Below are 25,354 nucleotides of genomic sequence, written 5' to 3' on the forward strand. Positions count from 1 at the left end.
CCCTCTCGCCGCAGATATAAGAGCATCAATATATTGGCGCACAGTGACGAGTGGGCGAAGATCAAATGGCGGTTACGCGAGGGCTGGAAAAGCTAAGCCCGCGTCCGGAACGGCCGATCGCTGGCAGGTACAGGCAGCGACGGAAGGACGAGTATGCCCGCAGCGGTCGCCGACGCCGCCCGCCAGGTTCCGCTGTGGCGAGACCCGGTGCTGGTCGCGCTCACCGTGACCGGCGTGCTGCTGGCCGGCGGGTACGCCTCGAACCTCGGCGGCCCGCACCCGCTGCTCGTGGTGACCTGGCTGTTCATGCCGGTCTGCGACCTCCTGCTGTTCTGGATGGCCCGGCAGGTTCAGCGCACCCCGGGCCTGTCACCGGAGGCCCGCCGGTTCTGGCGTACGGTCTCCGCCGGCGGGCTGCTCTTCGCGGCCGGCGATCTCGTGCAGTGTGCGACGGTGCTCGCCGATCCGTCCGTGGACCGGCTCGTCTTCCACCCGGTGCAGACGATCGCCGGACTTATCGGCGTGTTCCTGATCTGCGGCGTGGCGCTCGCGCACCCGACCGGGACCTGGACCAGCGGCCGGCGCGCCCGGTTCGCTCTGGACGCCGCCATCGTGAACACCGCCGCCGCGGCGGTCGCCTGGTGCCTGATGACCCGTCCGGGCCTGGCGTCGGCGGGTACCGCCGCCGTCGCCACCGCGGTGGTCGGCTGCGGCGTGATGTTCTGCGCGGTGCTGCTCTCCGTGAAGCTGCTGCTCAGCGGCAACAGCCCGGCCTGCGCCGCGGCCGCCGTCCCGATCACCGGTGCGACTTTGATCCAGGCCATGGGCACCGCGCTCGTGCCCAGCTCCAGCGCCGGGGACATCGGCACCCAGTTGATGCTCGTACTCCTCCCGTGCCTGGTGCTGCTCTACGGGCCGCGGATCCAGCTGCTGCGGGGCGTGCCGGGCACGTCCGGCGTGGCGGCGAACGGCCGGCCGGTTCCGAGCCGGCGGTACAGCGTCCTCCCGTACGCCGCAACGGTTGTCTGCGGGGCCACCCTGGTGGCCGCACTGGCCGCCGGAGGTCTTGGCCCGCCCGCCTGGGGCGCTCTGGCCGCACTGCTGGTGAACGTCGCCCTGGTGGTGGCCCGGCAGGTGCTCGCGCTCGCCGAGAACAATCGCCTGCTGGACCGCCTCGACCAGCGTGAGCGGCGCGTCGAGTCGCTGCTCCGGCACGCCTCCGAGATCACCTCGATCACCGGGTCGGACGGCCGGTTCCTCTACATCAGCCCGGCCGTCGAGAAGGTACTCGGCATCCCGGCGGCCCGGGCGCTGGGGCGCTCGTCGCTGGAGATCCTGCACCACGACGACAAGGCCCGGCTCGGCGCCCAGCTGGCGGTCCTCTACTCCACGCCGGGTGCGGAACTCACCTTCCAGGGCCGGTACCGGCGGGCCGACGGCACGTGGCGCTGGCTGGAGGTGGTCTCCGTGAACCTGACGCACGAGCCCGGCATCGGTGGCGTGGTCTGCAACTCGCGGGACGTCACCGAGGAGCGGGAGCTGCACGAGCGGCTGAGCTTCCAGGCCGGCCACGACGACCTCACCGGCCTGGCCAACCGGCGCCGGTTCACCGCCGCGATGCTGGCGACCGACGGCGAGGCGGCGGTTCTGCTGATCGACCTGAACGGCTTCAAGCAGATCAACGACACGTACGGCCACGGCGTCGGCGACGCGGTGCTGCGGCACGTCGCCGGTCGCCTGCGCGAGTGCGCCGGCCCGGACGACGTGCCCGCCCGGCTGGGCGGTGACGAGTTCGCGGTGCTGCTCGGCGACCGGGACCCGGACGCGGCCGAGCGGCTCGCGACCCGGATCCGGGCGGCCCTCGCCGAGCCGGCCGAGGTCGCCGGGCGGCGGCTCACGGTGGGCGCGAGCATCGGCGCCGCCCGCGGGCCGGCCACCGATCCGGATCAGCTGCTGCACGCGGCCGACCTGCGGATGTACGACGAGAAGCAGCGCTCGCGAGCGGTGACGTCATGACCGCGCCCTGGCGGTACGTCGTGACCACCGCGACGATCGTGGTCCTCGGCGTGCTCTGGTACGCGTGCTGGTTCCTCACCGGCGCCGGCCCGGTCGCGGCCGGCTTCCTGTTCATGCCGCTCGTGATGGCCGTCGGCGGGCTCGCCATCCGCGCGATGCGCCGGGCCGTTCCGCTGGCCCCGGCGGGCCGCCGGTTCTGGCTCCCCGTCGAGATCTGCTGCTACCTGTTCGCGGCCGGCTTCACCCTGCTCGCCGTGGAGGCGTTCCGGGTCGGCCCGGAGCTGCCGGCGATGCCACCGGCCGGTGCCGTGCTGATCGGCTCCGGGGTGGTCCTCGCCATGTGGGGCGTCGCGTCCGTGCCGCTCGGCGTGACCAGCCGGTACGAGCGCGGCAAGCAGTGGCTGGACCGCACCATCGCGCTGCTGGGATGCGCCACCGTGCTCTGGCACTTCGGGGTGTCGCCGATGGTCACCGCGCCCGACCCGTGGTCCACCTCGGCCCTGGCCATCCTGCTGCTCGCCTGTGCGTTCGCGGCCGGCTCCATCACCAAGGTCTCGTACATCGCCGGTGGGCCGGTCGACCGTACGGCGATGCGCCTGGTCGCCTCGACCGGCCTGACCGCGGCCGGGGTGGCGGTGCTCTCGGTCATCGGCGGCTACCAGGGCGCGGTGCCCGCGCAGGCGCTCTGCATGCCGCTGTCCGGGCTGCTGATCGCGCTCGGCGCCCGGCGGCAGCAGTCGGCCGGTGGCACGGTGCAGCGGCCGGGCAACGTCTGGCTTCCCTACCTCGCCGTGCTCGCGGTCGACGTACCGGTCGCCCACGCGCTGTTCGAGCCCTCCTACTGGGCCCCCGGCGTCTGGGAGGGCCGGCTCGTCGTGCTGGCGGCGGTCACCGTCACCGCGCTGGTGGCGGTGCGGCAGTACGTCGTGTTCCGCGAGAACGCCCGCCTGTTGCGCGAGAAGCACACCTCCGAGGCCCTGCTCCGGCACGAGGCCACCCACGACCCGCTGACCGGGCTCGCCAACCGGGCCCTGTTCCGGCTGTGGCTGGACGCCGCCCTGGTCGCCGAGAGTGCCACCGTGCTCCTGGTCGACCTGGACGACTTCAAGACCGTCAACGACTCGCTCGGCCACGACGTCGGCGACGCGCTGCTGGCCGGGTTCGCCGGCGCGCTGTGCGAGGCGGCCGGTGCCGACGGCATGGTCGCCCGGCTCGCCGGTGACGAGTTCGCGGTGCTGATCACCGACCCGGACCGGGGCGCCGGCGTGGCCGAGCGGGTGATGGCCGCGACCGGCCTGCCGCTCAGCGCGCACCGGCTGCTCGTGCACGTCAGCGCCGGGCTGGCCACGGCGCCGCCCGGTACCGCCGCCAGCCAGCTGCTGCGCGACGCGGACGCCGCCATGCACCAGGCCAAACAGCGTGGCAAGGCGAACTGGGTGCGCTACGCCAGCGGGATGGAGCTGCCCGCGCAGGCACACGCCCGGCTCGGCGGGGACCTGCGCCGGGCGCTCGACCAGGGTGAGCTGCGGGTGGTCTACCAGCCGATCGTCGGCCTGGCCGACGGCCGGGTCCTCGGGGTCGAGGCGCTGGTCCGCTGGGCCCACCCGGAGCGCGGCATGGTGTCACCGGCCGACTTCATCCCGGCCGCCGAGCGTACCGGCCTGATCGTGCCGCTGGGCCGCTTCGTGCTCCGGGAGGCCTGCCGGCAGGCCGCCGCCTGGCTGGCCGAGTTCGGGCCGGAGGTGCTCCAGAAGGTGGCGCCGAACGTCTCGGTGCGCCAGCTGCACGACCCCGACTTCGTGGCCGACGTCCGCGCCGCCCTCGCCGACCACGGCCTCGGCCCGGACCGGCTGGTGCTGGAGCTCACCGAGTCCGCGGTGCTGCGCGGCCAGCAGGTGCTGCGGGTACTGCACGAGCTGCACGACATGGGCGTACGGCTGGCGCTGGACGACTTCGGCACCGGCGAGTCGTCGCTGAGCCTGCTGCGCAGCTTCCCGGCCTCGATCGTCAAGCTGGACAAGTCGTTCGTCGACGGCATCGAGTTCGACGAGCCGGGCACCGCGGCGGCCGACGCCCGGCAGGCGGTGGCCCGCGCGGTCGTGCAGCTCGCGGGCGCGCTCGGCCTGGACACGGTCGCCGAGGGGATCGAGAACCAGGAGCAGGCGGACCGGCTGCTCAGGCTCGGCTACACCGTCGGGCAGGGCTACCACCTGGGCCGCCCGGTCAGCGCGGAGGAGATCACCGCGCTGTTCGCCGCGCAGCGCGCCGCTGCCGCGGCCTGAGCAGCAACCGGTCAGGACGCCGGTTAGGGTACGGCGATGGACACGGTGGACGACGGCACCGGTACGGCGCGCTCGCTCGCGGCGTGGCTGGACCGGCTCACCTTCGCCGACCTGACCGCCGACCAGGCGACCGCGCGGATCGTCGACGCGGTCGCGGACTGGGGTGCCGCCCAGGGCTGGCGGGTCTACCGGCGGGCGCCCAGCGTCTTCCCGCTGCCGCCACCGCTGCGCGGCAACTCGGTGCTGGACGTGGCCTGCGCCCGCCCCGGCGCGGCGCCGATCGCGATCGAGGTGGACCGGCTGGACCGGCAGCGTACGGTCGACAAGCTGCTCGCCGAGGCGGCGGCCGGCCGGGTCGCCATCTGGGTGCGCTGGGGCACCGGCCCGTTCCTCCCGCCGCCGCTGCCGGTGCACCTGGTCACCCGGGAGGCCGCCCGGCAGTCCGGGCGGTGGCGCACGGTCGCCGACCGTCCGCCTCCGGAGCACTCCAGTACTGTCGTGTCCACCGCCGAGGTGGAGGAACTGCCGTGGGAGAGCGAGACATGACTGAGAGTCCGTACCGCCTGGCCTGGCGCGTCACCGAGCCGCTGCACGCGATGGTGTACTTCGTGCCCGAGGCCGCCGAGCGGTACGCCGGGTGCGGTCTCGACGCGAGGGCGGGCTATTTCGCGTCCCGTGGCGCCGCCTTCGGCCCGGTCGGCCCGGCGGTCGTGACGGCCACCTTCTACAACTTCAACCCGGCCCTCGTCGCCCGGGTGCTGCCGGCGGCGTGGGAGAAGACCACCCCGGCCGCGATGGTGGCGGCCCGGCTCGACGCCGCGGACGCCGCTCTGACCCGGGGCCTCGGCGCCGAGGTCCTGGCCGGTCCGGAGGTGGCCGAGGCGGCGGAGCTGGCGCGTACCGCGGCCCTCGCGGCGACGCAGTGGCCGCAGGGGCGGCCGCTCTTCGCCGCGCACGCCGAGCTGACCTGGCCGGAGCAGCCGCACCTGGTGCTCTTCCACGCGCAGATGCTGCTGCGCGAGTTCCGCGGCGACGGGCACGTGGCGGCGTTGCTGGCGGCGGGCGTGTCCGGCTTGGAGGCGGTCGTGCTGCACGTGGCCAGCGGCGAGATCGACGAGCGGTTCCTGCGACCCTCCCGGGGCTGGAGCCGCGAGGCGTGGGCGGCCGCGACCGAGGACCTGCGGGCGCGCGGGCTGCTCGCCGAGGACGGGCTCACCGACGCCGGGCGGGGGTTGCGGGCCGACCTCGAGGCGACCACCGACCGGCTGGCCGAGCCCGCGTACCGGGCGCTGGGTGAGGAGGGCTGCCTGCGGCTGGCGTCGCTCACCCGGCCGCTGAGCCGGACCGTGGTCAAGGGTGGCCTGCTCGACCCGCGGCAGTTGATGAAAATCGGTCGTGAGTAGCACCATAAGATCTCGTTCGCGGATTCCTTTGCCGGACCGTAATCGGTCGGTCACGCTTGGTTGGTGACACAACTGCGGAGACACCCGGCGTCCTGGTGGGCGCAGTTCCAAGAGGCCTCCGACCGGTTCGACACCGCGTACCTGACCGAGGGTCTGAGCGACCTGATCACCGCCAAGATCTCGTCGCCGTTGCTGCGGCGCGAGGCGGAGATCGCGGCGGACATCGTGGTGCGGCACCTGGGCAAGCCGAACAGTGAAGAGCTGGCCGAGCGGGCCGTCAAGGGCGTCGAACGCCTGGTCGCCACGGTGGAGCGGCTGGGTGAGCGCTCCGGCGAGGCGTTCGAGCTCCGCGAGGTGCACGCGCTCTGCCACCTCCTCGAAGGCCGCTACGGTGAGGCGGCCAACGAGGCCGAGGAGTTCGTCAAGACCCACTCGATCCTGCGGATCTTCGTCGGCGCGCTCCGGCTGGAGCGGTTCGACGGTGACGTGGCGGTGAAGATGCTCGCCGCCGGGCAGCCGCCGGCCGCCGCCCTGGCCTCCGGGAAGGTGATCGGAAAGTACAGCTGGTGGCCCAGCTGGCTGCTGAAGATCGTCACTGAGCGTGCGCTCGCCGGTGAGCTCGACGAGGAGACGGTCGCGGCGCTGGACCGCTGCGCGTACGCCGAGCTGAGCCCGGCCCAGTCGCGCATCGCCCGCCGCCTGCTCGCCGGAGAGGACGCGCTCGTCGACGCCTCCGCGGTCCGCCTGGAGGGTCTCGGCGAGAAGGACGCGGCGGAGAAGCTGCGCAAGGGCGACCTGAACGCGGTCGCCCTCGCCGCCCGCCTCATGCCTCTTTAAACGCCGCCCTCCTCCAGCGTCACGGTGGCCGGCTGGAAGGACGAGCCGGTCACGTCGACGCCGGCGGCCTTGGCCTGCTCGATCGCCTGGTTGATGTAGTCATTCGTGTAGGCCAGCCCCTCCGGGGCCTTGGTCAGCACGGTGTCGCCGGTCTGGTTCTTCGTGGTCTGCGAGAGGTCGACGGTCTGCTTCCAGGCCGCCTCGTCGATCACGCCGATCCCGGCGCCCGCGGCCGGCCAGATCAGCTTGTTGACCTCGTTCATCTGCCAGAGCTGGTGACTCTTGCCGAGCTTCGAGCCCTTGGCGACGACCAGGTCACGGCACTTCTCGGCGTTGTCCCGGCAGAACGCCCAGCCCTTGATCGTGGCGGTCAGGAACTTCACCGTCTGCTGCTGGTAGGCCGGGTCGCTGAGCTTCTCGGTGTTCGCCCAGACCGCGTCCTGCAGCATCGACGACCCCTCGTTCTTCCAGTCGATGATCGAGAAGTCGTCGGCGGTGTACAGCTTGCCGGTCGCCGGGTTCTTCGCCTCCAGGAGCTGGGCGTACTCGTTATAGCTCATCGCCTGGGCGGCGTCGATCTCCTTCTTCAGCAGCGCCTGCATGTCGAACTGCTGCTGCACCAGGGTGACGTCCTTGCCCGGGTCGATCCCGGCCTTGGTCATCCCGGCGAACAGCTCGAACTCGTTGCCGAAGCCCCAGTTGCCGACCTTCTTGCCTTTCAGATCGGCGGCCGAGCTGATGCCGCTGTCCTTCCAGGCCACCTGGTACGTGCCGGAACGGGCGAAGATCTGGCCGACGTCGGTGATCCCGGCCCCCTGCTCACGGGAGGCGAGCGCCTTCGGCACCCAGGCCACCGCGTAGTCGGCCTTGCCCTGGGCGAGCACGGTCTGCGGGACGATGTCGACGCCGCCTTCGAGCAACTCGACGTCGAGCCCCTGCTCTTTGTAGAAGCCCTGGTCGACCGCGGCGATGTAGCCGCCGAACTGGGCCTGGTAGAACCACTGCAACTGGAGCTTGATCTTGGTGGTAGCGCCGCTGCCGCCCGGCGCGGGGGTCGAGGGCTGGTCGGCGGTGCCGCACGCGGCAAGCAGCAGAACAGACACGAGGAAAAGACGTCGCATAGGGCACCCCTAGTCGATCAGGCGAGTTTCCAAGGCATGGCCAGGCGTTCGAGCAGGAGCGTGACCAGGTAGAAGGTGAGTCCGAGGAGGCAGGCGCCGGCCACGAAGGCCCAGGCACGGGGGTACGCGGTGAACGCGGCGGCCGAAGTGATCCGGGCGCCGAGCCCGTCCTGCAGTCCGCCGAAGTACTCGGCGACCACCGCGGCGATCACGGCCAGCGACGACGCCTGTCGCAGGCCGGTGAAGAGATGGGGGAGCGCGCCGGGCAGGCGGACCTTGCGGGCGAAGGTCCAGCCGCCGGCCGCGTACGAGTGCATCAGCTCCTGGTGGACCGGGCTCACCTCGCGCAGCCCGCGCAGCGTGTTCAGGAAGACCGGGAAGAAGACGACGATCGCGGTGACGATCCGGCGCGGGACGCTGCTGGTCGACTCGAACATGTTGTTGAGGATCGGGGCGAGCGCGATGATCGGCAGGGCGCCGACCACCGCGGCGAACGGGATGGAGACCTCGCCGAGCGTCCGGAAGCGGCTGGCCGCGAGGGCGGCCAGGATCGCGGCCACGCTGCCGGCGATCAGGCCGACCAGGGCGTTCGCGCCGCTGGCCAGGGCGGCGTCCCAGACGTTGCCGCGCTGCGCGACCAGCTCGCGCCAGATCGCGGTCGGGGCGGGCAGGATGAACGGGGCTACCCGGCCGAGCGTGACGGTCAGCTCCCAGAGGACCAGCGCGAGGACCCCGGCGACGATCGGCGGCACGACGCGTCTCATCCGCGCAGTGCCTTCCGTACCTCGGTGATCTTGTCGAAGTAGACCGGCGACTGCCGGCCGGCCTCGTCGCGGGACGGCAGCCTCACCTCGATCGACGCGGTGATCCGGCCGGGCCGGGCGGACATCACCACCACCCGGTCGGACAGGAAGACCGCCTCGGAGATCGAGTGGGTGACGAAGACCGTGCTGGTCCTGGTCTTGGCGCAGATGGCCAGCAGCTCGGACTGGAGCCGTTCCCGGGTCATCTCGTCGAGTGCGCCGAACGGTTCGTCCATCAGCAGCAGCGGGGGCTGCACGGCGAGGGCCCGGGCGATCGCGACGCGCTGCTGCATGCCGCCGGAGAGCTGGCCCGGGTAGTGCCCGGCGAAGTCGGCGAGCCCGACCAGTTCCAGCATCTGTTCGGCCTTGGCCTTGCGTTCGGCCCGGCCGATGCCGCGCAGTTCCAGGGGCAGTTCGACGTTGCGGCGCACGGTCCGCCACTCGAAGAGGCCGGACTGCTGGAAGGCGATGCCGTATTCCTGCTCGCGGCGGGCCTGCGCGGCGGGCCGGTCGGCCACGGTGACCGTGCCGGTGCTCGGCTCGATCAGGTCGGCGATCAGGCGCAGCAGGGTGCTCTTGCCGCACCCGGACGGCCCGATCAGCGACACGAACTCGCCGTCGTCCACGGTCAGGTCCACCTCGGCGAGCGCGGTCACCTCGTCGGACCGGCCCTGGTTGAAGACCTTCGTGACGTTGTCGACGACCACCGCGGTCATAGAGTCACCACCTCCACGTGACGCCGGTGCCGCATCAGGGGCACTTCGAGGAGCGTTACCGCGGCGGCGACGAGCAGGCCGAGCAGCGCCGCGCCGAGCATGGCCGTGTACACCTTGGCGGGATCCGAGGTGGCCTCCCGCGAGTACTCGATGATCAGACGGCCGATGCCGCCGCGCGTACCGGTGGAGATCTCGCCGACCACCGCGCCCACCACCGCCGCCGCGCCGGCCAGGCGCAGCGCGGGGAAGAGATACGGCAGCGCCGCGGGGAAGCGCAGCTTCACCAGCGTGCGCCACCAGCCGGCGGCGTAGCTGCGCATCAGCTCGACGCCGGCCGAGGCCGGCGATTGCAGCCCGCGCAGCATGCCCACGGCGACCGGGAAGAAGGCCAGGTAGGCGGCGATCACCGAGACCGTCGCCCAGGCCGGCATGATCGTGCCGCCCCAGCCGGCGATCAGCGGCGCGAGCGCCACCAGGGGCACGGTCTGAGAGAGGATGACGTACGGCAGAAGCCCGCGCTCGACGATCCGGAAGCGCTGCATCGCCACCGCGAGCACGAGTCCCACCACCGCACCGGCGACGAACCCGACCGCGGTGATGCCGAGCGTGAACAGACAGGCTTCCAGGACGACCTGCCACACCGGCCGGCCCCCGGTCAGCTCGGGCGCGCCGAGCCGCTCGGCGATCGTCCAGAGGTGCGGCATGGAGAGGTCGTCGGCGCGCGGGAGCACCCGCACGCCGAACACGACCGTCCCCTCGGGGTTCCCGACCGCCTTGTAGCCCTCCCAGACCAGCGCGGCCGCGAGCAGTCCGGCGAGAACCGCGAGGAACCTCCTCATGTAAACGCCGGGATGATGTGCTCGCCGTACGCGGCGAGGGTTTCCTCCTTGGCGTCGTGCTGCAGGTAGACGGCGAACTGGTCGACCCCGAGGGCCTTCAGCTCCTGCAGCCGCTTGACGTGGTTCTCCACCGGGCCGAGCACGCAGAACCGGTCGACGATCTCGTCCGGCACGAACGTGGTGTGCGTGTTGCCGGCCCGCCCGTGCTCCGAGTAGTCGTAACCCTCGCGGGCCTTGATGTAGTCGGTCAGCGCCTGCGGGACCGCGCCGTCGCCGCCGTAGCGGGCCACGATGTCGGCCACGTGGTTGCCGACCATCCCGCCGAACCAGCGGGTCTGGTCCCGCTGGTGTTCCAGGTCGTCGCCGACGTACGCCGGCGCGGCCACACAGAACTTGATCGCGTCCGGGTCCCTTTTCTTCCTGGCAGCGGCCGCGCGGACGGCGCCGATCATCCACTCGGCGATGTCCGGGTCGGCCAGCTGCAGGATGTAGCCGTCGCCGACCTCCCCGGTCAGGGCGAGCGCCTTCGGGCCGTAGGCGGCGACCCAGACCTCCAGGCGACTGTCCGGTGCCCAGGCGAACTGGATCTCGTTTCTGCGTACCGTCACTTTCTCGCCGTTGCCCAGCCCTTTGATCACCTGGACGCTCTCGCGCAGCTGGCCCAGGGTCTGTGGGGTGAGGCCGAGGACGCGCAGCGCCGAGTCGCCCCGGCCGATCCCGCAGATGGTCCGGTTGCCGTACATCTCGTTGAGGGTGGCGAAGAGTGACGCGGTGACCGTCCAGTCCCGGGTGCCGGGGTTGGTCACCATCGGGCCGACGACGATCCGCTCGGTCGCGCCGAGGATGGCCGAGTAGACGACGAACGGCTCCTGCCAGAGCACGTGCGAGTCGAACGTCCAGAAATGACTGAAGCCGGCGGCCTCGGCCTTCTTCGCCCAATCGACCACCGCCATGGCTGGTGGGTCGTTCTGGAGCACAACACCTATGTCCATGTCAACTCCGGTTTGTCATGGGTTTTCCGCCGCGGAGTAGGCGCAGCCCCCTTAGAGCAGGTAGTCGCTGAGGCCGCGCTTGAGGTACCGGCCGCGGCCGGCCCGCCCGGTGTACTCGCCGGCCGACGCGATCACCTCGCCGCGGGACAGGACGGTGTCGACCTTGCCGTCGATCTCCCAGCCCTCCCAGGCGGAGTGGTCCATGTTCATGTGGTGGGTCTCGACGCTGATCCGGGTGCGCCCGTTCGGGTCGTAGAGCACGATGTCGGCGTCCGAGCCGGGCGCGATGATGCCCTTCTTCGGATAGAGGCCGAACATCCGGGCCGGGGTGGTGGCGATGGTCTCCACCCAGCGGCTCAGCGACAGCTTCTTGTCGACCACGCCCTGGTAGAGCAGGTCCACCCGGTGTTCGACGCTGCCGATCCCGTTCGGGATCTTGGAGAAGTCGCCGAGGCCGAGCTCCTTCTGGTCCTTGAAGCAGAACGGGCAGTGGTCGGTCGACACCACCGACAGGTCGTTGGTGCGCAGGCCCTGCCACAGGTCGGCCCGGTGGCTCTCGTGCTTGCTGCGCAGCGGTGTCGAGCAGACCCACTTGGCGCCCTCGAATCCGGGCGCGCCGAGCTGGTCCTCCAGGGTCAGGTAGAGGTACTGCGGGCAGGTCTCGGCGAACACGTTGCGGCCCATGTCGCGGGCCGCTTTGACCTGCTCGAGAGCCTTCGACGCGGACAGGTGCACGATGTAGAGCGGGCAGTCGGCGGCCACGCTCGCCAGCCAGATGGCACGGCTCGTCGCCTCCGCCTCGAGCTCCTGCGGGCGGGTCAGGCCGTGGTGGATAGGGTCCGTCTCGCCGCGTTCCAGGGCCTGCTTGACCAGCACGTCGATGGCCGGGCCGTTCTCCGCGTGCATCATGATCATGGCGCCGTTGTCGCGGGCCTTCTGCATGGCGCGCAGGATCTGGCCGTCGTCGGAGTAGAACACCCCGGGGTACGCCATGAACAGCTTGAAACTGCTGATCCCCTCGTTGGCGACCAGGTGGTCCATCGCCTTGAGGGAGTCGTCGTCGACCCCGCCGAGGATCATGTGGAAGGCGTAGTCGATGTGGCAGTTGCCCTCGGCCTTGCCGTGCCAGGCGGCGAGACCGTCCTGCACCACCTCGCCGTACCGCTGCACGGCGAAGTCGACAATGGTGGTGGTCCCGCCGATCGCGGCGGCCTTGGTGCCGGTGTCGAAGGTGTCGCTGGCGTGGGTGCCGCCGAACGGCAGCTCCATGTGGGTGTGCGCGTCGACCGCGCCCGGGATCACGTACTTCCCGGTGGCGTCGATGGTGTGGTCGATGGAAGGTGCCTGGCCCGGCGCGTAGATGGCGGCGATCGTCTCGCCGTCGATCAGGACATCGGCCTCGATGGCGCCGGTCGGTCCGACGACCGTCCCACCCTTGATCAGCATGCTCATGGTGCTACCAGCCCGTCGTAGCTGTCCGGGCGGCGGTCGCGGTAGAACTGCCACCGGTTGCGGACCGTCTCGAGCAGGCTCAGGTCCAGGTCACGGACGATCAGCTCGGAGTTGTGGGTGTCCGCCACGTCGCCGACGAACTTGCCCTCCGGGTCGACGAAGTACGTCTGCCCGTAGAAGTCGTTGTCGCCGAGCGGCTCCACGCCGACCCGGTTGATCGCGCCGATGAAGTACTCGTTCGCCACCGCGCTGGCCGGCTGTTCCAGCTGCCAGAGGTACGCCGAGAGCCCCCGGCTGGTGGCGGACGGGTTGAAGACGATCTGGGCGCCGTTCAGGCCGAGCGCCCGCCAGCCCTCCGGGAAGTGCCGGTCGTAGCAGATGTAGACGCCGACCTTGCCGACCGCGGTGTCGAACACCGGGTAGCCGAGGTTGCCGGGCCGGAAGTAGAACTTCTCCCAGAAGCCCTTGACCTGCGGAATGTGGTTCTTGCGGTACTTGCCGAGGTAGCTGCCGTCGGCGTCGACCACCGCGGCGGTGTTGTAGAGGACGCCGGGCTGCTCCTGCTCGTACATCGGCAGGACCATCACCATGCCGAGCTCGGCCGCCAGGGCCTGGAAGCGCTCGGTGGTCGGGCCCGGGATGGACTCGGCGTATTCGTAGTAGGCCGCGTCCTGCACCTGGCAGAAGTACGGGCCGTAGAACAGCTCCTGGAAGCAGATCACCTTCGCGCCCTGGGCGGCGGCGTCACGGGCATAGACCTCGTGCGCCTTGATCATGGATTCCTTGTCGCCCGTCCAGGTTGTCTGGACGAGGGCGGCGCGGACGACTCCGGTCGTCATCGGGGCCCCTCTCGGTTGGTTTCCCACGCGCAGTACGCCAGCAAAAAGCGCCTGTGATCGTGTGTCTACTCCCTGTGATAGGTCCTGCGCCAGGGGTTGCTTGTCAGCGCCGGATGCCGTAGGACACTAACGACACACATTGAAGCGAACAATTGCTGTTACGTAACCGTTTGTTTCGGAGAGGTAATTTGCTCACCCTGATCACCGGGGCGGTCCAGGACCGCAGCGCCCGGGGCATCGCCGCGGCCGTGAGCCGTCTGATCACCGCCGGCCGGCTGCCGGCGGGTGGCCGGCTGCCCACCGTGCGCACGGTGGCGAGCGAGCTCGGGGTCAGCCCCACCACGGTCAGCGAGGCGTGGCGGAGCCTGATCCACGCCGGGGCGATCCAGACCCGCGGGCGCTCCGGGACTTTCGTGGCGGGCCCCCTGCCGCCCCGCGAGCGGCTCCGCTACACGCAGCTCGGCGGGATGCGCGTGGCTCTGCCCCGGGACCTGTCGACCGGCGTGCCGGACCCGGCGCTGCTGCCCGACCTGAGCGAGTCGCTGCGCCGCGTCGGCGACGGCCGGTGGGCGGGTTCGTACCTGGACGCGCCGGTGCTGCCGGAGCTGGAGGGGGTGCTGCGGGACCGGTGGCCGTACCCGCCGGAGCGGCTGACCGTGGTGGACGGCGCGATGGACGCCCTGGACCGGATCGCCGGCGCCGGGCTGCGGTTCGGCGACCACGTGCTGGTGGAGAACCCGGCGTTCGCGCCCCTGCTGGACCTGCTCCAGGCGGTCGGCGCCACCGTGATCGGGGTGCCGATGGACTCCTCCGGCCTGGTGCCGGAGGCGCTGCGGCAGATGCTGCGCGACTACCGGCCGGTCGCTCTCTTCCTCCAGCCCCGGGCACACAACCCGACCGGCGTCAGCATGAGCGCCGCCCGTGCCGGAGTGCTCGCCGAGATCCTTCGGGAGGCGCCGAACCTGCTGGTCGTCGAGGACGACCACGCCGGCGACATCGCCTCGGCGCCGCCGGTCAGCGTCGGGACGCACCTGCCGGACCGGACCGTGCACGTGGCCAGCTTCTCCAAGAGTCACGGGCCGGACCTGCGGCTGGCCGCGATCGGCGGACCGGCGCACGTGGTGGACGCGGTCGCCGACCGGCGGCTGCTCGGTCCCGGCTGGTCCAGCCGGCTGCTTCAGGGCGTACTGCTGGACCTGCTCACCGATGCCGGCGCGATCGCCCAGGTGGCCGCCGCCCGGGCCGCCTACGCGGCCCGCCGGGCCGCCCTGCTCACCGCGCTGCGGGCACGCGGGATCACGGCCGTCGCGGCCGACGGGATCAACCTCTGGATGACCGTCCCCGACCAGCAGCACGCCCTGGTCGCGCTGGCCGCGCACGGTGTCGCGGCCGCGCCCGGCGCGCCGTTCTGCGTCACCCCGCTCCCCGGCGACCACCTCCGGATCACCGCCGGGCTGGTCACCGGCGGCTACGACGAACTGGCCGGCGTGCTCGCGTCGGCGGCGTTCCACACCAGCCGCGGCAGCGGCCGGCGCGGCCTCGGGCACCCCCACGGCTGGCGCTGAACATCCATCCTCAGGAGGGAACAGGCGATGAGTCTTCTCGACCGGCACCGCGCGGTGATGCCCGGCTGGATGCCCGTCTACTACGGCGACGACGCGCTGGAGATCGTCTCCGGCTCCGGCCGCCGGGTCACCGACGCGCGAGGCCGGTCCTACCTGGACTTCTTCGGCGGCGTGCTGACCAACATGATCGGATATGACATCGCCGAGGTCAGCGACGCGGTGCGCCGGCAGATCGACACCGGCGTGGCGCACACCTCCACGCTCTACCTGATCCGGCAGCAGATCGAACTGGCCGAGAAGATCGCCCGGGTCTCCGGTATCCCGGACGCCCGGGTGTTCTTCACCAACTCCGGCAGCGAGGCGAACGAGTCCGCGCTGCTCTTCGCGTGCAACGTGCGCCGCTCCAACCAGATCCTGGCGATCAAGAACGGCTACCACGGCCGGACCTTCGCCACCATGGCGATCACCGGGCACCGTAGCTGGTCGTCCAGCTCGCTCACCCCGCTCACGGTCAACTGGCTGTCCTCGGCCGACCGGCTGCGCGGCCGGATGGCCGGGCTCTCCGACGGCGACCTGCTCGACGCGGCCGTCGACGACCTGCGTGAGGTGCTGGCCACGGTCACCGCAGGCGACGTGGCGGCGCTGATCGCCGAGCCGATCCAGGGTGTCGGCGGGTTCGTGCACGGGCCGGACGGCCTGCTCGGCGCCTATCGCAAGGTCCTCGCCGAGCACGGGATCCTGCTCATCGCCGACGAGGTGCAGACCGGCTGGGGGCGTACCGGCGAGCACTTCTGGGGCTACCAGGCGCACGGCGTGACACCCGACCTGATCACCTTCGCCAAGGGCATCGGCAACGGCTTCGCGCTCGGCGGCGTGGTGGGCCGGGCCGAGGTGATGAACGCGGTGCCGGCGATCAGTTTCTCCACCTTCGGTGGCAACCCGGTGAGCGCGGCCGCCGGCAACGCGGTCCTCGACTACGTCCTCGACCACGACCTGCAGGGCAACGCGAAGCGCGTCGGCGAGATCTTGCTGGGCGGCCTGCGCTCGCTTCCGGCCACGATCCTTGCCGAGGTACGCGGACGCGGGCTCATGATCGGCCTCGAGTTCGTCCGCCCCGGCACCACCGAACCCGACCCGGCCACCACGGTGCGCGTCTTCGACCTGTGCCGGGAGGGCGGCCTGCTGGTCGGCAAGGGCGGCCTGTACGGCAACGTGCTCCGCCTCGGCCCCGCCCTCACGCTGACCGAGGAGGAGGCCCGCGAGGGACTCGCCATCCTGACCGACTCCATCGCCACCGCCGACGCCGAGGCACGCGTCGCTTAGGGTTCCACTGTGGAAGAGCCGTCCCTCAGCGCCACCGAACGGCTGGTCTGGGACGCTTTCCCGGAGGGCCGCACGGTCGACCTGGCCGCGACACAGGACCGGGTCGTCCGCGCGGAGGTGCTCCGGCGTCTCCTGCTCGGCGGCAACCCCTCCGACGGCGGCGCCCTGCCCGCGCTCCGTCTCGTCGGCGCCCGGGTCACCGGCACGCTGGAACTGGTCTACGCCGACGTGGGCGCCCTGGTGAGCCTGACGGCGTGCCGTTTCGAGCACCGGATCGACCTCTACGGGTCCCGGTTGCAGGGGCTGCGGCTGCGCAGATGCGAGCTGCCGGGGGTCAACGTCGGCAACGGCGAGATCACCGGCGGGATGACCCTGGAGGACTCGGTGGTGACCGGGCGGGTCGACATGGTCGGCACCCGGCTGCACGGTGTGCTCGTGCTCGACGGCGCCCGGCTCAGCGGACCGTCCCGCACTCTCGACGGCTCGCACCTGTCCGCCGCGAGCAGCATCCTGGCCCGCAACGGCTTCGTCAGTGACGGCCCGATCTGGCTGGGCGGCGCGACCGTGGCGGGGTCCCTGCGATGGTCCGGCGCGACGGTGCGCAACCCCGGTGGGTGTGCCGTGGACGCCCCGGGCATCAAGGTGGGCGGCGTCGTCGACCTGACCGGCGGCTTCACCGCCGAAGGGTCCATCCGGATGAGCAACGCGGAGGTCGGTGGCCTGCTCTCGGTGCAGGGCGCCGAGCTCACCGGTGACGGCGACGGCTGCCTCGACCTGCGCAACCTGGTCGCCAACGAGGTCACGCTGCGGCCCCGGACACCGTTCGGCGGCCGGATCGACCTCAGCTACGCCCGGATCGGGCTGCTGCGCGACGACGCCGGCACGTGGCCCGCGGAGATCGTCCTCGACGGCCTGGTCTACCAGGCGATCGGCGGGCCGGCCCAGGCGGAGGAGCGGCTGCGCTGGCTGCGCCGCGACCCGCAGGGCTACCGCCCGCAGGCGTACAGCCAGCTGGCCGCCATGTACCAGGCGGCCGGGCGGGACGACGACGCCCGCACGGTGCGGTACGCCGCCGAGCGGCACCGGCACCGGAACCGGATGGGACGGGTCTGGGCGGCTTTGCAGGACTGGACGGTGGGGTACGGGTACAAGCCGGTCCGCGCCGCGTTGTGGCTGGTGCCGCTCCTGGTGGCGGGCACCGTCATCTTCAGCTGGGTGCCGCCGAGAGCCGCGGAGGCGCCGAAGGCCCCGGAGTTCCACGCGTCCGCCTACACAGCGGACCTGCTGCTGCCCGTGGTGGATCTGGGGCAGCAGTCGGCGTATCTGGCGCGCGGGTGGACGGCCTGGGTCGCGTACGGGCTGATCGCCGCCGGGCTGCTCTTCGTCAGCACGGCGGCCGCGGCGATCGCCCGCCGGCTGCAACGCGGCTGAACCGCGAGCGCCGCATCAGCCCGGCGGTCGCGCCGGGGCCGCGAGCCGGCTCCTTGATCGCGTGGCACCGGCGGGACGGTTTCGGTGTGGCGGGACGGCCGCTGACGCGTACCTCGGCTGGGTTTTGTCGTTGGGTCGCGAACTTTCGCTGGATCTGAAGAAACTTGACTTCACTGTGGACGAAACAGCTCGGTAACGTCCTGACTCATGTAGATGCATCTATATGAGGGGGGACCGCAATGTCGCAGTCACTGAGTCGCCGCCGGCTCCTCGGCGCCGCCGCCGCGGCCGGAGCCGCCGGCACGCTGGCCGTCCCGGGGGTGGCGGCAGCAGGTGGGGGAGGCTCCGTCCACCGGGTGCCGCGCGATCAGATCAGCGTCCAGCTCTACACCCTGCGTAACCAGCTCACCATCGACCTGGAGGGCAGCCTCGCCGAGCTCGCCGAGATCGGCTACACCCGGGTCGAGCACGCCGGATTCGTCGGCCGGACCCCGGCGCAGTTCCGCGCCGCGCTCGACGCCGCCGGCCTGCGCGCCACCTCCGGCCACGTCGGCATCCCGCAGCCGTTCGACGCCGCCACCTGGCAGCGGGCGCTGGAGGACGCCGCCATCGTCGGCAACAAGTTCATCGTCCACCCGTACTTCGGGGCCGGCCCGAACGGGCCGATCCGGGACGCGGCGGTCTACCGTGCCTTCGCCCAGGACCTGAACCGGGCCGGCGAGCTGGCCCGGCGGGCCGGGCTGAGCTTCGGCTACCACAACCACCAGAACGAGTTCTTCCGCCAGTCCGGCACCGACGTGACCGGATTCGACATCCTCACCGGGGAGACCGACCCGCGCCTGGTGCACATCGAGCTGGACCTGTTCTGGGCGTTCCGTGGCGCCGCCGACCCGGTCGACCTGATCCGCCGGCACCGCGGCCGGATCAGGCAGGTGCACGTCAAGGACCTGAACGCGGCCGGCAGCTTCGCCGATCCGGGCGCCGGGCTCATCGACTTCGGCCGGATCTTCGAGCGCTCGCGCGAGGCCGGGCTGGTCGAGTACATCGTGGAGCGCGACGACGCGGGCAGCCCGCCGCGCACCCCGGCGGACGCCCTCGTCACGGCGAAGATCGGCTACGACTACCTGGCCGGATTGCGGTTCTGATGTTCCGCGGCCGGGTGCTGATCAGCGTCGTCGGCGTGGCCGTGCTGGCCGTGCCGACCGCGGCCGTGGCCCACCCGGGCCACGAGCTGCCGCCCTCCTCCGACTTCCAGAAGGTCACCCTCAACGACTTCCCCGGTGAGCCGATGGCGCTCGCCGTGCTGCCGGACCGGCGGGTGCTGCACACCGCCCGGACCGGGCAGGTACGCATCCACGAGCCGTCCACCGGCCGCAACGTCCTGGCTGCGACGATCCCCGTCTACCAGCACGACGAGGAGGGTGTGCAGGGCATCGCCATCGACGCGGACTTCAGCCGCAACAAGTGGGTCTACATCTACTACTCGCCGCCGCTGGACACGCCGACCGACGATCCGGCTACCCCGACCGTCAACGAGGGCAACGCGCCCAACGAGGGCACCGCCGCCGACTGGGCCCGGTTCCGGGGCGTGCTGCGGCTGTCCCGGTTCAAGCTGGTGGGCAACACTCTGCGGCTGAACACCGAGCAGCGGATCCTCGACGTGCCCACCGACCGCGGGCAGTGCTGCCACGTGGGCGGGAAGATCGACTTCGACCGGGACGGCAACCTGCTGCTCTCCACCGGCGACGACAGCAACCCGTTCATGTCCAACGGGTTCGCGCCGATCGACGAGCGGCCGGAGCGCAACCCGGTCTTCGACGCGCAGCGCACCTCCGCCAACACCAACGACCTGCGCGGCAAGCTGCTGCGCATCAAGGTCGGCCGGGACGGCGGCTACACCGTCCCGCGCGGCAACCTGTTCCGCCCGGGCACGCCGAAGACCCGCCCCGAGATCTACGCGATGGGGCTGCGCAACCCGTTCCGGTTCACCGTCGATCCGGACACCAACGTGGTCTATCTGGCCGACTACTCACCGGACGCGCGGAACGCCAACCCGGCGCGCGGCCCGGCCGGGCACGGGCGGTGGATGGCGATCGACAAACCGGCGAACTACGGCTGGCCGTACTGCGTGACGCCGGACATGCCGTACGTGGACTACGACTTCGCCACCGGGGTGTCGGGCGCGCCGTTCAACTGCGCCGCGCCGGTCAACGAGTCACCCCGCAACACCGGGCTGCGCGACCTGCCGCCGGTGGAGCGCGCCGAGATCATCTACAGCTACGCGGCTCACCCGGACTTCGGCACCGGTGGCATCGGCCCGATGGGTGGCCCGGCGTACGACTACTCCCGGTGGTCGAGGTCGCCGTTCAAGTGGCCGGAGACCTTCGACGGGCTGCCGCTGTTCGCCGAGTGGACCCGTGACTTCGTCAAGGCGTTCCACCTGGACCAGCGCAACCAGGTCACCCAGATCGACCCGGTGCTGCCGGAGATCGTCTTCGACAACCCGATGGACCTGGAGTTCGGCCCGGACGGCGCGCTCTACGTCCTGGAGTACGGCGACGGGTACTTCAGCGAGAACCCGGACGCCCAGCTCGCCCGGATCGACTACGTCCGCGGCAACCGCACCCCGATCGTGAAGGCGGCCGCCACGCCGACCTCCGGCCAGGCGCCGCTCACCGTGACGTTCTCCAGCGCCGGCACGGTGGACCCGGACGGCGACCCGCTCCGGTACGCGTGGGACTTCGACGCCGACGGCCGGGTGGACTCGCGGGAGCCGAACCCGACGTACACGTTCACGGCGAACGGCAACTACCGGCCGACCCTGAAGGTCACCGACAGCACCGGCCGGTCCGCGTCGGCCGAGGTGATCCTGCCGGTCGGCACCCTCGCCCCGGTCGTCACGTTCGTGACCCCGGTCGAGGACCAGCCGTTCGAGTTCGGTGACACGGTGACCTACGAGGTGCAGGTCACCGACGACGCACCGATCAACTGTGCGGCGGTGACCGTGTCGTACATCCTCGGGCACGACGAACACGGGCATCCGCAGTCGACGTCGCAGGGCTGCACCGGCTCGATCACCACCTTCGTCGACGGCGGGCACGCCGGCGCCGACAACCTCACGGCGGTGTTCTTCGCGTCGTACACCGACACCGGCACGCCGCCGCAGACCGGCACCGACCAGGTGGTTCTCACTCCGGAGGAGTGAGCGAGGTCAGGACCTGTTCGCCACCCCGGCCGCACCGCGCAGCCAGGTGGCGAACAGGTCCGTGTCGATGTCAGCGGGCGTGGCGAGCTTGACCGAGGCCATCCGGCGGGCGCCCGGGGCGAGCCGGCCGGACGTGTCGCCGAGATCCTGCCCGTGCCAGAAGCCGAACGTCACGTAGTTCTTGTACGCCTTCAACAGGCAGGCCGGCTCACCGCCGAGGAACCAGACCGGGTGGCCGTGGTACATCCGGCTGGTGCTCTCCGGCAGGGCCGCGTCGATCAGCTCGCGGGTCTTTTCCGCGGTCTCCCGCAGCGGGGCGGGCAGGGCGGCGAGGTAATCAGTGATCGTCATGTGTCTCATGGTGGTCCGCGCCGGTGACCCGACCAAGATCCGATCACGCTACGATCGTTGACCTGGAGTCAACGATGGGAAGCCGGGATGCTCGAACGCTACGAGCTGGAGACGTTCTTGACTCTCGCTCGTGAGCTGCACTTCGGGCGTACCGCCTCGGTCCTGCGGATCTCCACCGGGCGGGTCAGCCATGTCGTCAAAGGGCTGGAACGCCGGGTCGGCGCGCCGTTGTTCGAGCGCACCAGCCGGGTCGTCCGGCTGACCCCGATCGGCCGCCGCCTCGCCGACGACCTCGCGCCGCTGGTGGCCGGGATCGAGGACGCGGTACGCCGGGCCGCGGAGTCGGGCCGTGGTGTGACCGGCCGGCTACGGGTGGCGTTCCTGGGGGAGTGGACCGCGCCGCTGCTGCTGAAGGCCGCCGCCCGATTCGGCTCGCTGCATCCCGACTGCGCGGTCGACGTGGTCGAGGTCCAACTGTCCAACTCGCGGGCGAGCCTGGCCGACGGCAGCATCGACATGCTGTTCGCCGCGTACCCGTTCGACGGGATGGCCTGCGGCCCGGTGCTGCTGACCGAGGACCGCGTGCTCGCCGTCGCCGCCGATCATTCCCTCGCGGGTGAACAGTCGGTGTCGCTGGAGGTGCTGGGTGAACACCCGGTGATCCAGTACCCGGCGGTCACCTCGGACGCGTTCAAGCGCGACCGCACCCCGGACCGCACGCCGTCCGGCCGGCCGGTGCCGAAGGGCCCCGCCGGCAACAGCTTCTCGGAGATGCTCACACTCGTCGCGATGGGCCGCGGCGTGCTGCCGGTCGGAGCCCACTCCCGGGCGTATTACCCGAGGCCGGACGTGGTCTACGTGCCGATCAGCGACGCGCCGCCGATCCGGCGTGGGCTGGTCTGGCGGGAGGCCGCGACCACCGAGCGGATCCGCGAGTTCGTCAGGGCCGCGACTGCTGTCGCGGAGCCCGGACTGCCCGAACGGACCTAAAGAACTGTTCATCCGTACGGAGTTGACGCACGCGTTGAGTAGTGATTCGTTCACGCGGCGGTGAAGTTTGGAAAACAGCAGGTTAACGGGGGCCGAATCTTGTACATGTGCCGTTCCTGCTATGGCCGCCGGTGGCATGGCTCCGTCACGATCACGGCGTGACTGAAACATCCGTGATCTTGGCGCTGGTGGTCCTTACGGCCCTGGCCTTCGATTTCACCAACGGGTTCCACGACACCGCGAACGCGATGGCCACCTCCATCGCCACCAAGGCGCTACGGCCCAAAACCGCCGTCGCTCTCTCCGGGATACTGAACCTGGTCGGCGCCTTCCTCTCCGTCGAGGTCGCGCTGACCGTCACCAACGCCGTCGTCAAGATCCAGGACAAGACCGGTGCGCCCAAGGCCGAACTGCTCGCCGACGGCGGCAACGGCCTGATGATGATCATCCTGGCCGGCCTGGTCGGCGGGATCATCTGGAACCTGCTCACCTGGCTGTTCGGCCTGCCGTCCAGCTCGTCACACGCCCTCTTCGGCGGCCTCGTCGGCGCATGCGTCGCCGGCCTCGGCTGGGCCGGGGTCAACTGGAACGGCGACGGTTCGAAGCTCGACGGTGTGGTCGGCAAGGTGCTGCTGCCCGCCGTGCTCTCCCCGGTCATCGCCGCCCTGGTCGCCGCCGTCGGCACCTGGATCATCTTCAAGATCACTGCCGGGATCGCGGCCCGCTTCACCGACAAGGGCTTCCGCTGGGGCCAGATCGGCAGCGCCTCGCTGGTCTCCCTCGCCCACGGCACCAACGACGCGCAGAAGACCATGGGTGTCATCACGCTCGCCCTGATCGCCAGCGGTCACTGGAGCGATCTGGAAAACATCCCGCTCTGGGTCAAGGTCTCCGCGGCCGTCGCCATCGCGCTCGGCACCTACCTGGGCGGCTGGCGGATCATCCGTACGCTCGGCAAGGGCCTCACCGACATCAACCCGCCGCAGGGCACCGCCGCGCAGTCCGGCGCCGCCGCGGTCATCCTCGCCTCCAGCCACCTCGGCTTCGCGCTCTCCACCACCCACGTCGCCACCGGCTCGGTCCTCGGCTCCGGCCTGGGCCGCCCCGGCGCCACGGTCCGCTGGGCGGTCGCCGGCCGCATGGTCGCCGCCTGGATGATCACCCTGCCCGCGGCCGGCCTGATCGGCGCGGTCACCTGGTGGGTCGGCGACGCGGTCGGCGGCATGGCCGGCGCGCTCGTCGTCTTCGCCCTGCTCGTCCTCGCGTCCGGCGCGATGTGGCTGCGGTCCCGCTCCGGCCGGATCGACCACGAGAACGTCAACGACGACTGGGACGGCTCGCCCGACCTCGCCGCCGTCCCCACCCCCGTTCCCGCCGTCGCGGCCAACTGAGAGGGTTCGCGCCATGCACAATTTCGGTTTCGCGCTCTCCGGCGCGTGGCAGGTGCTGCTCGCCGGCCTGGCCCTCGGAGCCGGCCTGCCGATCCTGTTCGCCCTCGGCATCCGCTCCCTCGCCTGGGGCGCCGGCGAAGCCTCGGTCAACCCGAGCGGAGTAACGGCTCCGGGCCCCCGCCGCCCTCTCGGCACGGCGACCGGCTACCTGCTCTTCGCGGTGGTCGTTCTCGGTGTGGTCCTCGGCATCACGTTCATCGTGGCTGGTGGGTTCGGGTACAAGATGAGCTTCGAGCACATCTACCCGACGTTCATCGCCAAGTAGCAACCGACGTAAGGCCCCGGCGTTTGTGGCGCCGGGGCCTTGCGTTTTCCTTCGTGGCGCCGGCTCAGTGCCTGGCCGGCTTGGCGTCCGGCCGGCTTAGCCGGCCGGTGTGCGCTCAGCCGGGATGCGGCTGCGGAGCCGCCGCCTTCGCTGGCCGCCTTCGCCGGCCGCCTTCCGCCGGGCCGGGATCAGACCAGGGTGCGAGCCAGCACGCCGATGTCCGGGTTGTCGGTGAAGAGGCCGTCGATGCCGGTACGCAGGAACGTCACCTGCTCGTCGATCGCCTTGCCGTACGCGGTGGGGTCGGTGCCCACCCGCAGCTCAGCCGGCAGGAACTGGTTCTCCGCCCGGAACGTGTACGGGATGACCTTGAGCCCGGCCGCGTGCGCGTCGGCGACCAGGCTGGTCGGGGCGCCCAGTGTGCCGTCCGCCTTCCGCGGGATGACCTGGCTCTTCTCCGGGCCGATACCGTCCACGAACTGCGACAGCTCCTTGAGCCCGGCCGGCGTCAGGTAGTCGGCGTAGCTGCGCGGGTCGTTGAACGGGTTACCGGCGGCGCTGCTCAGGAAGACCAGCGGCACCTCGAGGCGGTGCTCGTCGGCGAGAACCCGCAGGTTGGCCGCCTCGAAGGACTGCACGAACACCTTCGCGCCGCGCCGGTCCAGGCCGTTGCGCCGCAGCGTACGGACGAGCGGCTTCTCCAGCTCCAGCCCGAGCCGCTGGAAGTAGGTCGGGTGCTTGGTCTCCGGGAACACGCCCAGGTCCCGGCCCAGCTCCCTGGAGAGCCGCTTGCGCAGGTCCAGGACCTCCTGGAAGGTCGGCACCTCGAACAGCCCGTCGTAGAGGGTGTTCTGCTGGCGGACGGCGGGGATCCGCTCGGTGGCACGCAGCGTCTTCAGCTCGGCGAGCGTGAAGTCGTGCGTGAACCACCCGGTGACGCTGACCCCGTCGAGCGTCACGGTCCGCTGGCGACCGGCGAACTCCGGCCGCGACGCCACATTGGTAGTGCCCCCGATCTCGGGTTCGTGCCGGCACACCAGCACGCCGTCCTTGGTGATCACCAGGTCCGGCTCCAGGTAGTCGGCACCCATCCGGGCGGCCAGCTCGTACGACGCGAGGGTGTGCTCCGGCCGGTAGCCGGACGCGCCCCGGTGCCCCACCACCAGCGGCTTCTTGTCCGGCCGCCCACCGCCGGCCCACGCGGGCGCGGAAGTGACCCCGGCCAGCACCGGCGTGGCGGCGGCGACCGCGCCCAAGCGCAGCACCTGACGGCGATCTGCCACGTTGTCCTCCACCGAAATTCAGGTCCGGCGCTGATCGCCGGATTTCCGATGGCAGTCGACGTTACCGATCCGTCGGAGACCGGACGAGCACATGACGGCCCGGCGAACGCAGCACTAATGGTCAATCCCGGACATCCAATGACGGCACGCGGGACCAGGCCGAAACGCCGCCTGCGCCGCTCTCGGCCGG

22 protein-coding genes are annotated in these 25,354 nt (G+C 71.2%); 13 read left to right on the forward strand and 9 right to left on the reverse strand.

Translation table 11 applies throughout. The features are described 5' to 3' along the window. Positions 1–153: 153 nt before the first annotated feature. From I4J89_RS15860 to I4J89_RS15880, 5 genes are all read left to right on the forward strand, one after another. Entirely contained in the window at positions 154–2,016 is a 1,863-nt protein-coding gene (locus I4J89_RS15860; RefSeq protein ID WP_196414714.1) for a sensor domain-containing diguanylate cyclase, read from the forward strand. After that, positions 2,013–4,298 carry a putative bifunctional diguanylate cyclase/phosphodiesterase gene (locus I4J89_RS15865; protein WP_196414715.1) on the forward strand — a complete coding sequence of 762 codons (2,286 nt, stop codon included), beginning with the start codon at positions 2,013–2,015 and terminating at the stop codon, positions 4,296–4,298. The genes I4J89_RS15860 and I4J89_RS15865 overlap by 4 nt, the downstream gene beginning before the upstream one ends. Before the next feature lie 36 nt (positions 4,299–4,334). Beyond that, complete coding sequence (locus I4J89_RS15870) at positions 4,335–4,844, forward strand: hypothetical protein (RefSeq protein ID WP_196414716.1); 510 nt, start codon at positions 4,335–4,337, stop codon at positions 4,842–4,844. Continuing rightward, complete coding sequence (locus I4J89_RS15875) at positions 4,841–5,701, forward strand: SCO6745 family protein (protein WP_196414717.1); 861 nt, start codon at positions 4,841–4,843, stop codon at positions 5,699–5,701. Before I4J89_RS15870 ends, I4J89_RS15875 begins: the two co-directional genes overlap by 4 nt. A 63-nt stretch (positions 5,702–5,764) precedes the next feature. Next, entirely contained in the window at positions 5,765–6,538 is a 774-nt protein-coding gene (locus I4J89_RS15880) for a hypothetical protein (protein WP_196414718.1), read from the forward strand. On the opposite strand, the gene I4J89_RS15885 is transcribed toward I4J89_RS15880, so the two are convergent. From I4J89_RS15885 to I4J89_RS15915, 7 genes are read right to left on the reverse strand one after another with little or no spacing between them, the layout of a single operon-like run. Next, complete coding sequence (locus I4J89_RS15885; protein ID WP_309238339.1) at positions 6,535–7,641, reverse strand: ABC transporter substrate-binding protein; 1,107 nt, start codon at positions 7,639–7,641, stop codon at positions 6,535–6,537. The genes I4J89_RS15880 and I4J89_RS15885 overlap by 4 nt on opposite strands. Positions 7,642–7,676: 35 nt before the next feature. Next, a complete protein-coding gene (locus I4J89_RS15890) occupies positions 7,677–8,423 on the reverse strand; it encodes an ABC transporter permease (protein ID WP_196414720.1) in 747 nt (248 codons plus the stop codon). Then, entirely contained in the window at positions 8,420–9,178 is a 759-nt protein-coding gene (locus I4J89_RS15895; protein ID WP_196414721.1) for an ABC transporter ATP-binding protein, read from the reverse strand. The genes I4J89_RS15890 and I4J89_RS15895 overlap by 4 nt, the downstream gene beginning before the upstream one ends. Beyond that, a complete protein-coding gene (locus I4J89_RS15900) occupies positions 9,175–10,017 on the reverse strand; it encodes an ABC transporter permease (RefSeq protein ID WP_196414722.1) in 843 nt (280 codons plus the stop codon). The genes I4J89_RS15895 and I4J89_RS15900 overlap by 4 nt, the downstream gene beginning before the upstream one ends. Then, complete coding sequence (locus I4J89_RS15905) at positions 10,014–11,009, reverse strand: TIGR03842 family LLM class F420-dependent oxidoreductase (RefSeq protein ID WP_196414723.1); 996 nt, start codon at positions 11,007–11,009, stop codon at positions 10,014–10,016. Before I4J89_RS15905 ends, I4J89_RS15900 begins: the two co-directional genes overlap by 4 nt. Before the next feature lie 51 nt (positions 11,010–11,060). Then, positions 11,061–12,461, reverse strand: a complete 1,401-nt coding sequence (gene hydA / locus I4J89_RS15910; RefSeq protein WP_196414724.1) for a dihydropyrimidinase — start codon at positions 12,459–12,461, stop codon at positions 11,061–11,063. Then, positions 12,458–13,300 (reverse strand): nitrilase-related carbon-nitrogen hydrolase, encoded by an 843-nt coding sequence (locus tag I4J89_RS15915; protein WP_196414725.1) that lies wholly within the window; start codon positions 13,298–13,300, stop codon positions 12,458–12,460. Before I4J89_RS15915 ends, hydA begins: the two co-directional genes overlap by 4 nt. Before the next feature lie 188 nt (positions 13,301–13,488). On the opposite strand from I4J89_RS15915, the gene I4J89_RS15920 reads away from it, so the two are divergent. The 5 genes from I4J89_RS15920 to I4J89_RS15940 all read left to right on the forward strand — a co-directional run bounded on the left by I4J89_RS15920 (position 13,489) and on the right by I4J89_RS15940 (position 20,824). Continuing rightward, the gene (locus I4J89_RS15920) at positions 13,489–14,865 is read left to right on the forward strand and encodes an aminotransferase-like domain-containing protein (RefSeq protein WP_196414726.1); all 1,377 of its coding nucleotides are present in this window, start codon (positions 13,489–13,491) and stop codon (positions 14,863–14,865) included. Positions 14,866–14,892: 27 nt separating this feature from the next. Further along, positions 14,893–16,188: an aspartate aminotransferase family protein gene (locus I4J89_RS15925; RefSeq protein ID WP_196414727.1), complete on the forward strand. Its 1,296-nt coding sequence runs from the start codon at positions 14,893–14,895 to the stop codon at positions 16,186–16,188. Positions 16,189–16,197: 9 nt separating this feature from the next. Next, complete coding sequence (locus I4J89_RS15930; RefSeq protein WP_196414728.1) at positions 16,198–17,619, forward strand: tetratricopeptide repeat protein; 1,422 nt, start codon at positions 16,198–16,200, stop codon at positions 17,617–17,619. 239 nt (positions 17,620–17,858) lie between these two features. Beyond that, a complete protein-coding gene (locus tag I4J89_RS15935; protein WP_196414729.1) occupies positions 17,859–18,764 on the forward strand; it encodes a sugar phosphate isomerase/epimerase family protein in 906 nt (301 codons plus the stop codon). Then, positions 18,764–20,824 (forward strand): PQQ-dependent sugar dehydrogenase, encoded by a 2,061-nt coding sequence (locus tag I4J89_RS15940; protein ID WP_196414730.1) that lies wholly within the window; start codon positions 18,764–18,766, stop codon positions 20,822–20,824. The genes I4J89_RS15935 and I4J89_RS15940 overlap by 1 nt, the downstream gene beginning before the upstream one ends. 6 nt (positions 20,825–20,830) lie before the next feature. Here I4J89_RS15940 and I4J89_RS15945 read toward each other — a convergent pair whose 3' ends face one another. Continuing rightward, positions 20,831–21,175 (reverse strand): DUF1801 domain-containing protein, encoded by a 345-nt coding sequence (locus I4J89_RS15945; RefSeq protein WP_196414731.1) that lies wholly within the window; start codon positions 21,173–21,175, stop codon positions 20,831–20,833. Positions 21,176–21,262: 87 nt separating this feature from the next. On the opposite strand from I4J89_RS15945, the gene I4J89_RS15950 reads away from it, so the two are divergent. The 3 genes from I4J89_RS15950 to I4J89_RS15960 all read left to right on the forward strand — a co-directional run bounded on the left by I4J89_RS15950 (position 21,263) and on the right by I4J89_RS15960 (position 23,881). Next, the gene (locus tag I4J89_RS15950; RefSeq protein ID WP_196414732.1) at positions 21,263–22,165 is read left to right on the forward strand and encodes a LysR family transcriptional regulator; all 903 of its coding nucleotides are present in this window, start codon (positions 21,263–21,265) and stop codon (positions 22,163–22,165) included. Positions 22,166–22,323: 158 nt separating this feature from the next. Next, positions 22,324–23,556 (forward strand): inorganic phosphate transporter, encoded by a 1,233-nt coding sequence (locus I4J89_RS15955; RefSeq protein WP_196414733.1) that lies wholly within the window; start codon positions 22,324–22,326, stop codon positions 23,554–23,556. Positions 23,557–23,569: 13 nt separating this feature from the next. Beyond that, complete coding sequence (locus I4J89_RS15960) at positions 23,570–23,881, forward strand: hypothetical protein (protein ID WP_196414734.1); 312 nt, start codon at positions 23,570–23,572, stop codon at positions 23,879–23,881. Positions 23,882–24,069: 188 nt separating this feature from the next. On the opposite strand, the gene I4J89_RS15965 is transcribed toward I4J89_RS15960, so the two are convergent. Continuing rightward, complete coding sequence (locus tag I4J89_RS15965) at positions 24,070–25,164, reverse strand: glycerophosphodiester phosphodiesterase (protein ID WP_196414735.1); 1,095 nt, start codon at positions 25,162–25,164, stop codon at positions 24,070–24,072. Between the last annotated feature and the right edge of the window lie 190 nt (positions 25,165–25,354).

It is taken from the genome of Actinoplanes aureus (genome assembly GCF_015704865.1).
Taxonomy (GTDB): domain Bacteria; phylum Actinomycetota; class Actinomycetes; order Mycobacteriales; family Micromonosporaceae; genus Actinoplanes; species Actinoplanes aureus.

Bases quoted from the DNA above. Each gene is read 5' to 3' on its own strand.
- I4J89_RS15870 (WP_196414716.1), top strand. From the start codon at position 4,335: ATGGACACGGTGGACGACGGCACCGGTACGGCGCGCTCGCTCGCGGCG.
- I4J89_RS15875 (WP_196414717.1), top strand. From the start codon at position 4,841: ATGACTGAGAGTCCGTACCGCCTGGCCTGGCGCGTCACCGAGCCGCTG.
- I4J89_RS15900 (WP_196414722.1), bottom strand. From the start codon at position 10,017: ATGAGGAGGTTCCTCGCGGTTCTCGCCGGACTGCTCGCGGCCGCGCTG.
- hydA (WP_196414724.1), bottom strand. From the start codon at position 12,461: ATGAGCATGCTGATCAAGGGTGGGACGGTCGTCGGACCGACCGGCGCC.
- I4J89_RS15915 (WP_196414725.1), bottom strand. From the start codon at position 13,300: ATGACGACCGGAGTCGTCCGCGCCGCCCTCGTCCAGACAACCTGGACG.
- I4J89_RS15925 (WP_196414727.1), top strand. From the start codon at position 14,893: ATGAGTCTTCTCGACCGGCACCGCGCGGTGATGCCCGGCTGGATGCCC.
- I4J89_RS15865 (WP_196414715.1), top strand. From the start codon at position 2,013: ATGACCGCGCCCTGGCGGTACGTCGTGACCACCGCGACGATCGTGGTC.
- I4J89_RS15905 (WP_196414723.1), bottom strand. From the start codon at position 11,009: ATGGACATAGGTGTTGTGCTCCAGAACGACCCACCAGCCATGGCGGTG.
- I4J89_RS15860 (WP_196414714.1), top strand. From the start codon at position 154: ATGCCCGCAGCGGTCGCCGACGCCGCCCGCCAGGTTCCGCTGTGGCGA.
- I4J89_RS15960 (WP_196414734.1), top strand. From the start codon at position 23,570: ATGCACAATTTCGGTTTCGCGCTCTCCGGCGCGTGGCAGGTGCTGCTC.
- I4J89_RS15940 (WP_196414730.1), top strand. From the start codon at position 18,764: ATGTTCCGCGGCCGGGTGCTGATCAGCGTCGTCGGCGTGGCCGTGCTG.
- I4J89_RS15935 (WP_196414729.1), top strand. From the start codon at position 17,859: ATGTCGCAGTCACTGAGTCGCCGCCGGCTCCTCGGCGCCGCCGCCGCG.
- I4J89_RS15945 (WP_196414731.1), bottom strand. From the start codon at position 21,175: ATGACGATCACTGATTACCTCGCCGCCCTGCCCGCCCCGCTGCGGGAG.
- I4J89_RS15895 (WP_196414721.1), bottom strand. From the start codon at position 9,178: ATGACCGCGGTGGTCGTCGACAACGTCACGAAGGTCTTCAACCAGGGC.
- I4J89_RS15890 (WP_196414720.1), bottom strand. From the start codon at position 8,423: ATGAGACGCGTCGTGCCGCCGATCGTCGCCGGGGTCCTCGCGCTGGTC.
- I4J89_RS15950 (WP_196414732.1), top strand. From the start codon at position 21,263: ATGCTCGAACGCTACGAGCTGGAGACGTTCTTGACTCTCGCTCGTGAG.